Here is a 13,260-nt window from a genome sequence, read left to right on the forward strand (position 1 = left end):
GTTCGACTTGCATGTGTAAGGCATGCCGCCAGCGTTCAATCTGAGCCAGGATCAAACTCTTCAGTTTAATCTCTGTTTAATGTCATTTCTGACAGGTCGGACAGTATCACTACCATCCACATCTTTTGCATGCAAAAGATGCGCTCACTCAAAAAACTGACAGGCTACTTTCGTAGCGCCTATTTCATTATTTCTTGTGAACATTTGATATTTTAAGTTTGACAGCGATCCGAAGACCACTGCTGCACTTCATCAAATGCCCACACTTATCGACTGTTAATTGTTAAAGAACGGTATTCGGTGTTACGTTTCGCGCTATCGACAAAGCGTTGTGTTTGTCAGCTGCGAAGAAGGAAGAGTATGAAGCATTTAAGCTACTTTGTCAACCCCGTTTTTCAGCGCATTGCGCTTAAAAACTTTCTCTACCTTACTCAGCATTTGCATGCATCGTTCAGCGAGGGGGAGAATTATAGCCCTGACCTGAAAGGCCTGCAAGGGGTATTTTTGAAGAGCAACAAAGCATGCTTACCGACTACCCGGCTTCCAGTTCACTTCAAGCGCTCTTTTGCGCAGCCTGTCGCAAGCGACTGGTGCGGCTGCGCTGCTTCAGGCACAGTGGCAACATCAGATTTTGACGCTTATCCGCATCAGTTACACTTGCCCACGCGTCGTTTCATTCATTGCCAAGAAAGCGTCCCATGTTTCCGAGTTCCAGCCTGCCCCAATTGCTGAAAACCCTGCTCGCCTGGATGCAAAAGGCATTCGACGCGACCACCACCTGGGTCACCCAATTATCCTGGTGGAAGTTTTTCCTGTTTGCCGCCCTGGCCCTGATCGCCGGCTCGATCCTGCAGGACGAGCTGTTTTCATCGGGCACCGATGAAGAAGTGGTGATCAAATCGCACAAACGCGCCAGCAAGAACAGCGGCGACACCAATATCCTGATCGACGATACGGGCATCCACTTCAATCCGCGCAGCAGCAAGAGCCGCCGCAATACGGACAGCGCCAGCGCCGACGCCACACCCGCCGACGCCAGCCCGGCAGATGCCACGCCCGAGGAGCCGGCGCAACCCGTGCCACCGGCAACACCAGCAACACCGGCAACACCAGCAACACCAGCCAAGCCCAGCTATCCCGTCACCACCAACGCCTCGGGCGAAGAAGTCCATATCGAGTTGCCGCCGCAAATCGGCGAAGAACTGTCGAACGCCATCGAGGAAGCGGTCGACGATGCCGCCGAACAAAAGGTATCGCGCTACCACCAGCAGGCATCGACCTGGTTCAAAAGCTTCGTGTCCCTGCTGGTACTGGCCCTGTTTGCGATGAAGGCCCTGGTCGGCGGCAAGAAGCGGGCAGAAGCGGAAACGGTGACGGCCAATGAGGCGGCCGAGCGCGCCTCGATGCAGCGCCAGCTCAGCGAAGCGAAGATGCAGATGATGCAGGCGCAAGTGGAGCCGCACTTCCTGTTCAACACGCTCGCTTCCGTCGAGCACCTGATCCAGGTCGATCCGCCGCGCGCGGCCAAGATGCAGCGCAGCCTGATCCAGTACCTGCGCGCCGTCTTGCCGCAAATGCGCGACAACGCCCTGATCACCAACCTGGGCCGCGAGGCGGACATGGTGCAAGCGTATCTGAACCTGCTGAAAATGCGCATGGAAGAGCGGCTGACGGTCGACTTCCAGATTCCGGACGGGCTGCGCACTGCCGCCTTCCCGCCAATGATGTTGCAGTCGATGGTGGAGAACGCGATCAAGCACGGCCTGGAAGTCAAACCGGAAGGCGGCACCCTGCGCATCGTGGCGGAAGTGGCGCACAGCAAGCTGCGCGTGATCGTCACCGATGACGGCCTGGGCTTTGGCGCCGTGCCCAGCGACGGCACCGGACTCGGTTTGCCGACCATCCGTGAACGCCTGAAACTGCTGCATGGCGACCAGGCCAGCCTGACGATTACGCCAAATCAGCCGAGCGGCGTGTGCGCCGTGATCGAAGTGCCGTATCAACTGTCGAAATAAGGCCACTCTGCAGTTGATAAAAACGCTAATTCATTGAATAATCAATCTTCGCCAGTTCACACTTGAAGACCATGCCTACCGCTATTATTGCCGACGACGAAAGATTGATGCGCGACCAGTTGCGCTTGCGACTGGGCCAGGCCTGGCCCGAACTGGACATCATCGGCGAAGCCAAGAATGGCGACGAGGCGATCGAACTGGTCGACCAGCTGAAACCGGACTTTACTTTTCTCGATATCCGCATGCCGGGCAAGACCGGCATGGAGGCGGCGCAAGTGATCGGCAACAAGAGCCGCATCGTGTTCGTCACCGCCTACGACAGCCACGCCGTCGAAGCGTTCGAGCGCGGCGCCGTCGACTATGTGCTCAAACCCCCCGAGCACGAACGCCTCTTGATCACGGTCGACCGCCTGAAGACGCACCTGAGCAAACCTGCGCTCGACGTCAACAGCAGCGTCACCGCCATGCTGTCGCAGCTGGCCGAAAAAATCACCGCCAAGCCCACCTATCTGCAATGGATACAAGCGAGCATCGGCCAGGACCTGCGCATGATTCCCGTCGAAGAAATCCTGTTCTTCCGCTCCGACGAAAAATACACATGCGTGCAGACGGCCAAGTATGAGGCGCTGATCCGCAAACCGGTACGCGATCTGGCAGAAGAGCTCGATCCATCGCTGTTCTGGCAGATCCACCGCGCCACCCTGGTCAATGTGAACGCCATCGAAGGCGTGACGCGCGATATCCGCGGCCGCCACCTGGTGCTGATCAAGGGCAAGACCGACAAGCTGGAAGTGAGCCGCAGCTTCCTGCACCTGTTCAAGCAGATGTAAATCCGATGTCATCGCGCCGTGCCGCCCGGCACAGCGCGGCCCTGCCCGGCGCCACTGTGCGCAAGATCAAGCCACGCCGCCTCAATCAGCCTACGCTGCATGAAGTCCCGCCCGCGCTTCCCCCGCCCGCCTTTCTTTGATCCGACCGCAAGGAGCGCCCATGCCCGGCCGTGCCAGAACAGGATTGTTGCGCATGCTGCCACTGGGCCTGGCCGCCGCCTATTGTTTGTGGCGTCGATTAAGGGCCGCCCGGCAACAGCTGGCAGCCATACCAGCGACCGAAGCCACGCTGACCATCGACAGCGAGCAAGCCATCGTGCATGCCAGCGCGGCGGCGGCCACCCTGTTCGGCAGCACGCCGGAAGCGATGCGCGGCATGCCGCTGGGCCACTTCATCCTGCGCGACTTGCGCAGCCTCGATCACACCCCCCCCTTCCTCGACCTTACCCAGCAGTTGCGCCTGAGCGGCAGGCGCGCCACCGACGCCACCCTGATGGGCCGCAGGATGGACGGCGCCATGTTTCCCCTGGAAGGCTCATTGATGGCGCACAGCGACCACGCGGGCGCCATCGATACCGTGCTGGTGCGCGATATCAGTGCGCGAAAGCAAGTACATGAGCAACTGGCGCGCTCGTTCGCGCAGTTGCGTGAACTGTCGAGCGCGCTGCAAACCATCCGCGAGGAAGAGCGCAAGCATATCGCGCGCGAGTTGCACGATGACCTGGGCCAGTTGCTGGCCACCTTGCGCGTTGACCTGACCCTGGCGCGCCAGCATGCCGACATGACGGCGCCTTTGCTGGGCCAGCTGCGCGAGATGGATGGCCTGCTGGTCACGGCGATTTCCTCGCTGCGCCGCATCGCCAGCAATCTGCGTCCGCGCGCGCTGGACGAAGGCGGCTTGTATTTTGCGCTGCAACGCTTGCGCCACGATTTCCTGCTGCGCCATGCCGTGCATTTCGAGCTGCTGGCCGACGAGGGCGACCTGGTGCTGGACGACGAGCGCAGCACCGCCATCTACCGCATCGTGCAGGAAGCGCTGACCAATATCGCGCGCCATGCCGAAGCGAGCCGTATCACCATCGCCCTGCACCGCATCGATTCCATACTGGCTATCACGATCCAGGATGACGGCAGGGGCATTACCGACCACGACCTGGAAAAGGCCGCGTCGCTGGGTCTGCTCGGCATGCGCGAACGGGTCTGGGGCTTGAACGGCAGCATACAGATCGGCGCCGACAACGAACTGGGCGGCACCCGCATCGACATCATGCTGCCCATGCATGGCGCCACACCCCCATATTGAAAAAGGCGCTCCAAAGAGCGCCTTGTGTCATATCCCGACAGTGGTGGTGCTTAGAACTTGTGGGTCATGCCCATCTGGTACATCGACTTGTCGCTGAACTGGTCGCGGCCAGCGTAGGCGTACACGGCGGTACGCTTCGACAGCGGGTAGTCGTAGCCCAGACCGAAGGCCTTGGCGGTTTCCTTGCCGCTGACCAGGCTGCTGTCCTGCTTCTGCTTCACATAGCTGGCCTTGATTGCGCCGCCGCCGATGTCATACGCCAGGCCGATCAGGTAGCTCTTGAATTCGCCGTTGACAGCCACATCGGTATCGGCCTTCGAGTAGTCGAACGTGATCTTGGCAGGACCGAACTTGTAGCCGCCGCCCACCAGCCACAAAGTTGGCTCGGCAGCGGTGTTGGCCGCTGCTTGCACTTTTTTCTGGTAGCCGGCGTGGGCGCTGGCCGGACCCATGTCATAGGTGGCGACCAGGCTGTAACCGGAATTGGCATCCTTGATTTCGCTGGCGACGACCTGGCCGCTGACGACGAAACCGCTGAAGCTCGGGCTGTTGTAGGTGACGGCATTGCTGACGCGCGAAGCGCCAACTACCGATGCGCTCGGTACTGCCTGCGCGCCGTTTGGCGACTGGCCGCCGCGCATGACTGGCTCATTGATCTTGCCGATCACGCCGTAGGTATTGAATGGATCGACGCGCGCCAGGGTGCCATCGATCAGGTCCTTGGTGCGGCCCAGGTACACGGTACCGAAGTCGCCGGTCAAACCTACCCATGCCTGGCGATCAAACAGGGTGTTGGCCGTCGCTTGCGCGCCCGTGTCGGTCTTGAATTCGCTTTCCAGGTTGAAGATGGCTTTCAGGCCGTTGCCCAAATCTTCCGTGCCCTTGAAGCCGAGACGCGAAGCCTGGTTTTCGCGCTCGAGCATTGCACCGCCGGTGGTCTTGGCGATACCCAGATCGACCACGCCGTAGACGACGACGTTCGATTGCGCCTGCGCCGTAGCGGCGGCGAAAGAAGCGATGATCAATGCTGCCAGAGTAATTTTTTTCACTTGAGATTCTCTACATTAGGTTGGATAAGTTGTTGCTGCTCAGCTGCTGAACCGAATCATGCCAAGCAAATGCTTCAACAATATGACATCGACAATCTGTTGTTTTTTGACACTATTTTTCTCAAGACGAAAAAAAACCGCCCGCAGGCGGCAGTACGGCGGGCGCCGCTTACTTCAGGCGGCAGCTCAGCAACCAGTAGTATTCGAGGCGCTTCATGCGGATCTCGCGCGCCGAATGGGCGAACTTCTTGCGCAGGTGACTGTCCGATGGGAAATTTTTCAGCACTTCATAACGCTCGCCCGACTCCGTGGTGCGGAACTGGTGGGTATTGCCTTGCAGATCGGTACGGGCGATCACGGTGCTGCTGCCGTCGACATAGGAATTGTCGATCAGCACCAGCAAAATGTCCTTGCCCAGCTTGCTGCGCAACTGCTTCAGGTATTTGTCCTGGTCTTCGCGCTTGACGTGCGACCACCAGAAACCGGCGAACACGGCGGTAAACTTGCCCACCAGGTCGTCCGACAGCTTGAACGCGTCGAGCTTGGCGAAGGTCACATTCTCGGGCAAGCCACGCGCCTGGGACAGGGCCAGCATTTCATCGTTGAGGTCGGTCGCCAGCACGGAGTCGGCCGTCTCGGCAATGACTTCGGTCCAGTAGCCGGTGCCGCAAGCCAGTTCCAGCACAGTATGGCCTTCGAGGACGTCGGCCACTTTTTCGCGCAGCACTTCCAGGTCTTCCTGGCGTTCGGGCTTGTCGTAGACGCGCTCGTACTGCTGCGCGATGGTGGCGTAATATTGGGCAAGCTGATCGGTAATCATAGTTCTTCTCTTAAGTAATCTTGCCGGACACATCGTCCGGCCGGTTCCTGCATGGTCATAGTTCGTAATGCTCCTTATCGCCGCTCATCGCCTGTTCGATCAATTTACGGTTCAGGGTCGGGGTCAGCAACTCGATAAAGGTATAAATATAGCTGCGCAGATAAGCGCCCTGCTTGACCGCCACGCGCGACACATTCATGCCGAACAGGTGGCCAACGGGGATGGCGCGCAAGCCTTTGTCGCGCTCGGCGTCGAAGGCCATGCCCGCTATGATACCAATCCCCATGCCCAACTCCACATAAGTCTTGATCACGTCGGCGTCGATGGCTTCGAGCAGGATGTCCGGTTTCAGGCCGCGCAACACGAAAGCGTGGTCGATCTTGTTGCGCCCGGCAAATGCGCTGTCATAGGTAATCAGGGGGAAGGCGGCGATCTCTTCGAGCGTCACCGACTTCGATTTGAGCAGCGGATGGTCGACCGGCACCACCACCACATGTTCCCATTGATAGCAGGGCAAGGTGATCAGGCCATCGATGGCGGCGATCGATTCGGTGGCAATGGCCAGATCGGCCTGGTCGCGTTGCACCATTTCGGCGATCTGGCGCGGGTTGCCTTGCAATAAAGACAATCTTACTTTCGGAAACTTCAGCATGAAGGCCTGCACCACCTTGGGCAAGGTATAACGGGCCTGGGTGTGCGTGGTGGCAATCGTGAAACTGCCGCTGTCCTGGGCCGCATATTCCTTGCCGATGCGCTTCATGCTGTCGATTTCCTGCATCACCAGTTCGACCGATGCGAGCACCAGCCGGCCCGGCTCCGTCAGGCCACGGATACGCTTGCCGTGGCGCGTGAAAATATCGACGCCCAGCTCTTCTTCCAGCTCGATGATGGCTTTCGAGACGCCCGGTTGCGAAGTAAACAAGGCCTTGGCCGCGTCCGTCAGGTTATAGTTCTGCCGGACCGCTTCGCGCACGAAGCGCAGTTGATGGAGATTCATTGCTGGTTTTGCCTTAGAGATAAGCCGCTGCTCCACCCTACCGATGATTTTACATTCATGCTTATACGCATATCGCATATAAGCAAATGCGTACTTAGTAGTTTGGAATAAACACTAAGTTTATTACTATTGCGGGTACTTTGGGGGTGCAAGCATGACTTTGTCTTATATAGTCTCAGGATTTGCCGTAGGTTTACTGGTCGGCATGACCGGTGTCGGTGGCGGCTCGCTGATGACGCCGCTATTAACCTTGCTGTTTGGCGTCTCGCCGTCGGTGGCCGTCGGTACCGACCTGGCCTTCGCCTCGATCACCAAAAGCGCCGGCACCCTGACGCATCGCGTGCGCGGCACCATCCGCTGGGATATCGTCAAGCGCCTGTGCATCGGCGCCCTGCCCGCTGCCGTGCTGGCGACACTGGCCTTGAAAGCGTTCGGCACCGTGTCACCGGCAATCGGCCAGATCATCCGCTACTCGATCGCCGGCTCGGTGATGCTGACGGTGGTGGCCCTGATCTTCAAGGGCCGCATGCTGAACTGGATCAATGCCCATCCTGAAAGACAATTACAAGGCAACAAGCTTTCCGCCGCTACCATTATTTCCGGCGCCGTGCTGGGCGTGCTGGTCACCGTATCGTCGATCGGCGCCGGCGCCATCGGCGCGACCTTGCTGGTGATGCTGTACCCGCGCATGAGCTCGGCCGAAGTGGCCGGCACCGATATCGCGTATGCCGTACCCTTGACGGCGATTGCCGCGCTGGGCCACTGGTGGCTCGGCTCCATCCACTGGGAACTGCTCATGTCGCTGTTGATCGGTTCCCTGCCCGGCATCACCCTCGGTTCCTGGGTGGCGCGCTCGGTTCCGGAAAAGTTTTTGCGCGTGCTGCTGGCGATGACCTTGACCACCGTGGCAGTAAAGCTAATCTATTAATCAAAGAACACCCAGGCAATCTTCCAGTACCCCGGCTTATTTAGGACTTGATATGTACCACTACGATCAGTATGACCACCTTATCGTCAAAGAACGCATTGCGCAGTACCGCGATCAGGTTGCGCGCCGACTCGCCAACGAATTGACGGAAGAGGAATTCATTCCGCTGCGCCTGCAGAACGGCCTGTACATGCAGCGCCACGCCTACATGCTGCGCATCGCCGTGCCGTACGGCCTGCTGTCGTCAAAGCAGATGCGCATGTTTGCCCATATCGCGCGCAAGTATGACCGCGGCTATGGCCACTTCACCACGCGCCAGAACATCCAGTTCAACTGGGTCGAACTGGAACAGACGCCCGATATCCTGACCGACCTGGCCTCGGTGGAAATGCACGCGATCCAGACCTCCGGCAACTGTATCCGAAATACAACATCAGATCCGTTCGCCGGCGTTGCAGCCGATGAAATCATCGATCCGCGCCCGTATGCCGAAGTGTTGCGCCAGTGGAGCACCTTCCACCCCGAATTCATCGCCCTGCCGCGCAAGTTCAAGGTCGCCATCAATGGCGCAGAGCAGGACCGCGCTGCCATCGCCGTGCACGACATTGGCCTGACGGCCGTGCGCAATGAAGCCGGCGAAGTGGGCTTCAAGGTGATGGCCGGCGGCGGCATGGGCCGCACGCCGATTCTCGGCAGCGTGGTGCGCGAATTCTTGCCGTGGCAGCACCTGCTGACCTACACGCAGGCCATCATGCGCGTGTACAACCTGCACGGCCGCCGCGACAACAAATACAAGGCGCGCATCAAGATCTTGTTGAAAGCCATCGGCGTGGAAGAATTCACGCGCCAGGTGGAAGCCGAATGGGTCGACCTGAAAGACGGTCCGGAAACCCTGACGACCGACGAAATGCAGCGCGTGGCGGACTTTTTCAATCCGCCCGCCTACCTCGAATTGCCCGACGTCGACTACGCGGCGCAACACGCCGACAACAAGGCCTACGCCAACTGGCTGCTGCGTAATGTGAAGCCGCACCAGCGCCCCGGCTATGTGGCGGTGGTGCTGTCGCTGAAGAAAACCGGCGTGCCGCCGGGCGACGCGACGGCCGAGCAGATCGACTTCGTGGCCGACCTGGCAGACCGCTACAGCTTTGGCGAACTGCGCGTCACGCACGAACAGAATCTGGTGCTGGCCGACGTCGAGCAATCGAAACTGTTTAAACTGTGGCAGGAAGCCAAGGCGCACGGCCTGGCGACGCCGAATATCGGTCTGCTGACCGACATGATCTGCTGCCCCGGTGGCGATTTCTGCTCGCTGGCCAACGCCAAGTCGCTGCCGATCGCCGCCGCGATTGCCGAGCGCTTCGACAATATCGACTTCCAGCACGATATCGGCGAAATCGAACTCAATATTTCCGGCTGCATCAATGCCTGCGGCCACCATCACGTCGGCAGCATCGGCGTGCTCGGTGTCGACAAGGACGGCAGCGAATGGTATCAGGTGTCGATCGGCGGCGCGCAAGGCAATCAGGCAGCCATCGGCAAGATCATCGGACCGTCGTTCTCCGCCTTGCAAATGCCGGAAGTGATCGCCCGCCTGCTGCACGTGTATGTGCGCGAACGCCATGAAGGCGAGCGCTTTGTCGACACGGCCCAGCGCCTGGGCTTGCCGCCCTTCAAGGAACATGTGTATGCAACGCCGATCACCGTCGGCAACCTGGTCGGAGAAGACGAATATGTTTGAAGTACGCGAAGAAATCATCAAGAACGCCGCCGTGGTGGCCAATGACTGGGGCCTGCTGCGCCTGGACGAGGGCGAGTTGCCGGACAGCGTAATCGTTCCCGAAGGCAAGGTCATCGTGCCGTTGACCGTCTGGCAAGCTCAGCGCGAGCTCCTTTCCGCGCGCCTGCCCGCGATCGGCGTCTGGCTGGCCGGCGACGAGCGCCCGGAAGAGCTGGCTGACGTGCTGCAACAGCTGCACGTGATCGCCATCGACTTTCCAAAGTTCACCGATGGCCGCGGCTACTCGATCGCCTTCAATTTGCGCGCCCGCCTCGGCTACCAGGGCGAACTGCGCGCCATCGGCGACGTGCTGCGCGACCAGCTGTTCTCGATGCACCGGGTCGGCTTTGACGCCTATGCCACGCGCCCGGACCGCAGCATCCATGATGCGCTCAAAGGTTTATCCGTGTTTTCGGAAACCTACCAGGCGTCGTGGGACCAGAAGTCGCCGCTGTTCCGCCGCCACCACCGCGAAGGCCAGAATCCCGACCTCGACAACGCGGCCGGCATCTGAACAGGGCAAAGGTAAAACCATGAGCGACCTTTCTACTTTAGTCACCGCCACCCTACAAACGCTGGCACGGATCGCGGCCGATTTTTCGCCGGCCGTGTTCGCGTCCAGCCTGGCAGCCGAAGACATGGTGCTGACCGACATGATTTTGAAGGCGAAGCTGCCGATCGGCATCTTCTCGCTGGAAACCGGCCGCTTGCACCAGGAAACCCTGGCCGTGCTGGACAAGGTCAAGCACCGTTACGGCCATGACATCACCCTGTACCGTCCGCAGCCCGAAGCCGTGGCGCAGTATGTGGAACAGAACGGCCTGAACGCGTTCTACAACAGCGTCGAGATGCGCCGCGAATGCTGCCGCATCCGCAAGGTCGAGCCCTTGGGCCGCGCCCTGGAAGGCAACCAGGCCTGGGTCACGGGCCAGCGCCGCGCGCAGTCGAGCACGCGCGCAGAACTGCATGTGCAGGAAGAGGACGCCGCGCACGCGATGACCAAATTCAATCCACTGGCGGACTGGTCGGAAGAGGATGTATGGGCCTATATCCGCGCCAACGACGTGCCCTACAATGCACTGCATGACCAGGGCTATCCGTCGATCGGCTGCGAACCGTGCACGCGTGCCGTGCAACCGGGCGAAGACGTGCGGGCCGGCCGCTGGTGGTGGGAAAACCCCGATTCCAAGGAATGCGGCCTGCATATGGTGGACGGCAAGCTTATTCGCATCAAATCCGTGGCCGCCTGAACCCAATCACAGAGAACAAGACAGAGAACAGGAAAGCATCCCCTATGAGCAATATTTTGAACCAGCGTCACCTCGACAGCCTTGAGTCGGAAGCCATCCATATCATGCGCGAAGTGGCGGCCGAATCGGCCAACCCTGCGCTGCTGTTTTCGGGCGGCAAGGATTCCGTTGTCCTGCTGCGCCTGGCTGAAAAAGCCTTCCGTCCGGGCAAATTCCCGTTTCCCCTGGTGCATATCGACACCGGCCACAACTTTCCCGAAGTCATCACCTTCCGCGACAAGAAGGTGGCGGAACTGGGCGAACGCCTGATCGTCGGCTCGGTGGAAGATTCCATCAAGCGCGGCACGGTGCGCCTGCGCAACCCGGCGACGGACTCGCGCAATGCGGCGCAAGCGGTCACCCTGTTGGAGACGATTGCCGAACACAAGTTTGACGCCTGCATCGGCGGCGCGCGCCGCGATGAGGAAAAAGCCCGCGCCAAGGAACGCATCTTCTCGTTCCGCGACGAATTCGGCGCCTGGGACCCGAAAGCCCAGCGCCCGGAGCTGTGGGACCTGTATAACACCCGCGTGCATCCCGGTGAAAACATGCGCGTGTTCCCGATCTCGAACTGGACCGAACTGGACGTGTGGCAATATATTGCCCGCGAAAAGCTGGAACTGCCGCCGATCTACTTTGCGCACGAACGCCAGGTGATCCCGCGCAATGGCCTGCTGGTGCCGCTGACCGATTTGACGCCGCCGCGCGACGGCGAAACGGTGGAAACGCAAGTGGTGCGCTTTCGCACCGTCGGCGATATCTCGTGCACCTGCCCCGTCTCGTCCGATGCGGCGACGGTCGACGCCATCATCGCCGAAACGGCAATCACGCAAATCACGGAGCGCGGCGCCACCCGCATGGACGACCAGACCTCCGAAGCCTCGATGGAAAAACGCAAGAAAGCAGGGTATTTCTAATGAACGCAGCAGTGCTTACCACCACCAATTCCACCGATATTCTCGAACGCGGCATGCTGCGCTTTATCACGGCAGGTTCCGTCGATGACGGCAAAAGCACCCTGATCGGCCGTCTGCTGTTCGACAGCAAGGGCATCTTCGCCGACCAGCTCGACGCCATGTCGCGCTCCAAGCACAAGCGCACCGTCGGCGATACGGTCGACCTGTCGCTGCTGACGGACGGCCTGGAAGCCGAACGCGAGCAAGGCATCACCATCGATGTGGCCTACCGCTATTTCGCCACGCCGAAACGCAAGTTCATCATCGCCGACACGCCGGGCCACGAACAGTACACGCGCAATATGGTCACGGGCGCCTCGACCGCCGACGCCGTCATCATTCTGATCGACGTGTCGAAAGTCAAACTCGGTGACGACGGCAGCGTGGAGCTGCTGATCCAGACCAAGCGCCATTCGACGATCGCCCACCTGCTGCAGATCGAGCACGTGGTCGTGGCTGTCAACAAGATGGACCTGGTCGATTACGACGAAACCGTCTACAACCGCATCGTTGCCGCCTACCGCGAGTTCGCCCAGTCGCTGGGCTTGAAAGACATCACGCCGATTCCGCTGTCGGCTTTGACCGGCGACAACGTGGTCGAGCGCGGCGACAAGCTGGGCTGGTACACCGGCCCGACCCTGATCGAGCTGCTCGAGTCGCTGTCCGTCTACGACGCCTCGCATGACGCGCCGTTCCGCTTCCCGGTGCAGCTGGTGGCGCGCCACAACGGCCACGAAGCGAACGACTTCCGCGGCTACATGGGCCGCATCGAGGCCGGCAAGGTCAGCGTCGGCGACACCCTGGTGGTGCAGCCGTCGGGCCAGAGCGCCACCGTCAAGGAGATCGTCACGCTCGACGCCTCGCTGCCGTCGGCGGTGGTGGGCCAGTCGGTGACATTGCTGCTCAACGAGTACCTCGACATTTCGCGCGGCGACCTGCTGGCGGGAGCCGACCGTCCCGCCAGCCTGCTCAAGCAGGTGGTGGCCGACGTGTGCTGGCTGTCCGAAGATGCGCTGGACCTGCGCCGCAAATACTGGATCAAGCACGGCACGCGCCAGACGGCCGCCAAGGTGACGACGATCGACTCCATCCTCGACATCAACACGCAGCAGCGCCATCCGGCCGAAGGGCTGAAACTGAACGATATCGCCCGCATCGGCCTGAACGTGCAGCAGCCGCTGGCGGCCGACTCGTATGACGCGATCCGCGCCACCGGCGCCTTTATCCTGATCGATGAAGTGACGCACCAGACTGTCGCAGCGGGCATGATCCGGATCTGATCCGGCATCGACT

General features: G+C 60.2%; 12 protein-coding genes and 1 rRNA gene. 9 read left to right on the forward strand and 4 right to left on the reverse strand.

Going from position 1 to position 13,260, the window contains the following annotated elements; genetic code table 11:
• Positions 1-67: ribosomal RNA gene (locus CD932_RS23630) — 16S ribosomal RNA — on the reverse strand; the annotation flags it as partial.
• Positions 68-698: 631 nt separating this feature from the next.
• Here CD932_RS23630 and CD932_RS23635 point away from each other — a divergent pair.
• The 3 genes from CD932_RS23635 (at position 699) to CD932_RS23645 (ending at position 4,148) form a co-directional block, all read left to right on the forward strand.
• Positions 699-2,015 (forward strand): sensor histidine kinase, encoded by a 1,317-nt coding sequence (locus CD932_RS23635; RefSeq protein WP_094445362.1) that lies wholly within the window; start codon positions 699-701, stop codon positions 2,013-2,015.
• 71 nt (positions 2,016-2,086) lie between these two features.
• Positions 2,087-2,845 (forward strand): LytTR family DNA-binding domain-containing protein, encoded by a 759-nt coding sequence (locus CD932_RS23640; RefSeq protein ID WP_094445832.1) that lies wholly within the window; start codon positions 2,087-2,089, stop codon positions 2,843-2,845.
• Between the two features lie 160 nt (positions 2,846-3,005).
• A complete protein-coding gene (locus CD932_RS23645; protein ID WP_094445363.1) occupies positions 3,006-4,148 on the forward strand; it encodes a PAS domain-containing sensor histidine kinase in 1,143 nt (380 codons plus the stop codon).
• Between the two features lie 50 nt (positions 4,149-4,198).
• Here the strand turns inward: CD932_RS23645 and CD932_RS23650 are convergent, their stop codons facing one another.
• From CD932_RS23650 to CD932_RS23660, 3 genes are all read right to left on the reverse strand, one after another.
• The gene (locus CD932_RS23650; protein WP_094445364.1) at positions 4,199-5,197 is read right to left on the reverse strand and encodes a porin; all 999 of its coding nucleotides are present in this window, start codon (positions 5,195-5,197) and stop codon (positions 4,199-4,201) included.
• 169 nt (positions 5,198-5,366) lie between these two features.
• Positions 5,367-6,017, reverse strand: coding sequence for a class I SAM-dependent methyltransferase (locus tag CD932_RS23655; protein ID WP_094445365.1), 651 nt, complete (start codon positions 6,015-6,017; stop codon positions 5,367-5,369).
• Positions 6,018-6,072: 55 nt separating this feature from the next.
• A complete protein-coding gene (locus tag CD932_RS23660; protein ID WP_094445366.1) occupies positions 6,073-7,014 on the reverse strand; it encodes a CysB family HTH-type transcriptional regulator in 942 nt (313 codons plus the stop codon).
• A gap of 154 nt (positions 7,015-7,168) precedes the next feature.
• Here CD932_RS23660 and CD932_RS23665 point away from each other — a divergent pair, with 154 nt between their 5' ends.
• Genes CD932_RS23665 through CD932_RS23690 form a run of 6 tightly spaced genes read left to right on the forward strand, consistent with a single transcriptional unit; the run spans position 7,169 to position 13,247 of the window.
• The gene (locus CD932_RS23665; protein ID WP_094445367.1) at positions 7,169-7,942 is read left to right on the forward strand and encodes a sulfite exporter TauE/SafE family protein; all 774 of its coding nucleotides are present in this window, start codon (positions 7,169-7,171) and stop codon (positions 7,940-7,942) included.
• A 52-nt stretch (positions 7,943-7,994) separates the two neighbouring features.
• Positions 7,995-9,683 (forward strand): nitrite/sulfite reductase, encoded by a 1,689-nt coding sequence (locus tag CD932_RS23670; RefSeq protein WP_094445368.1) that lies wholly within the window; start codon positions 7,995-7,997, stop codon positions 9,681-9,683.
• On the forward strand, positions 9,676-10,236 hold the full coding sequence (locus CD932_RS23675) for a DUF934 domain-containing protein (RefSeq protein WP_094445369.1): 561 nt from the start codon (positions 9,676-9,678) through the stop codon (positions 10,234-10,236). Before CD932_RS23670 ends, CD932_RS23675 begins: the two co-directional genes overlap by 8 nt.
• A gap of 19 nt (positions 10,237-10,255) precedes the next feature.
• On the forward strand, positions 10,256-10,972 hold the full coding sequence (locus CD932_RS23680) for a phosphoadenylyl-sulfate reductase (protein ID WP_094445370.1): 717 nt from the start codon (positions 10,256-10,258) through the stop codon (positions 10,970-10,972).
• 44 nt (positions 10,973-11,016) lie between these two features.
• On the forward strand, positions 11,017-11,928 hold the full coding sequence (cysD, locus tag CD932_RS23685) for a sulfate adenylyltransferase subunit CysD (RefSeq protein ID WP_065306711.1): 912 nt from the start codon (positions 11,017-11,019) through the stop codon (positions 11,926-11,928).
• Positions 11,928-13,247, forward strand: coding sequence for a sulfate adenylyltransferase subunit 1 (locus tag CD932_RS23690; protein ID WP_094445371.1), 1,320 nt, complete (start codon positions 11,928-11,930; stop codon positions 13,245-13,247). Before cysD ends, CD932_RS23690 begins: the two co-directional genes overlap by 1 nt.
• Positions 13,248-13,260 lie beyond the last annotated feature (13 nt).

It is taken from the genome of Janthinobacterium sp. PC23-8 (assembly GCF_002250505.1).
Lineage (GTDB): Bacteria > Pseudomonadota > Gammaproteobacteria > Burkholderiales > Burkholderiaceae_D > Janthinobacterium.

Bases quoted from the DNA above. Each gene is read 5' to 3' on its own strand.
- CD932_RS23680 (WP_094445370.1), top strand. From the start codon at position 10,256: ATGAGCGACCTTTCTACTTTAGTCACCGCCACCCTACAAACGCTGGCA.
- CD932_RS23660 (WP_094445366.1), bottom strand. From the start codon at position 7,014: ATGAATCTCCATCAACTGCGCTTCGTGCGCGAAGCGGTCCGGCAGAAC.
- CD932_RS23670 (WP_094445368.1), top strand. From the start codon at position 7,995: ATGTACCACTACGATCAGTATGACCACCTTATCGTCAAAGAACGCATT.
- CD932_RS23645 (WP_094445363.1), top strand. From the start codon at position 3,006: ATGCCCGGCCGTGCCAGAACAGGATTGTTGCGCATGCTGCCACTGGGC.
- cysD (WP_065306711.1), top strand. From the start codon at position 11,017: ATGAGCAATATTTTGAACCAGCGTCACCTCGACAGCCTTGAGTCGGAA.
- CD932_RS23635 (WP_094445362.1), top strand. From the start codon at position 699: ATGTTTCCGAGTTCCAGCCTGCCCCAATTGCTGAAAACCCTGCTCGCC.
- CD932_RS23640 (WP_094445832.1), top strand. From the start codon at position 2,087: ATGCCTACCGCTATTATTGCCGACGACGAAAGATTGATGCGCGACCAG.
- CD932_RS23675 (WP_094445369.1), top strand. From the start codon at position 9,676: ATGTTTGAAGTACGCGAAGAAATCATCAAGAACGCCGCCGTGGTGGCC.
- CD932_RS23665 (WP_094445367.1), top strand. From the start codon at position 7,169: ATGACTTTGTCTTATATAGTCTCAGGATTTGCCGTAGGTTTACTGGTC.
- CD932_RS23655 (WP_094445365.1), bottom strand. From the start codon at position 6,017: ATGATTACCGATCAGCTTGCCCAATATTACGCCACCATCGCGCAGCAG.
- CD932_RS23690 (WP_094445371.1), top strand. From the start codon at position 11,928: ATGAACGCAGCAGTGCTTACCACCACCAATTCCACCGATATTCTCGAA.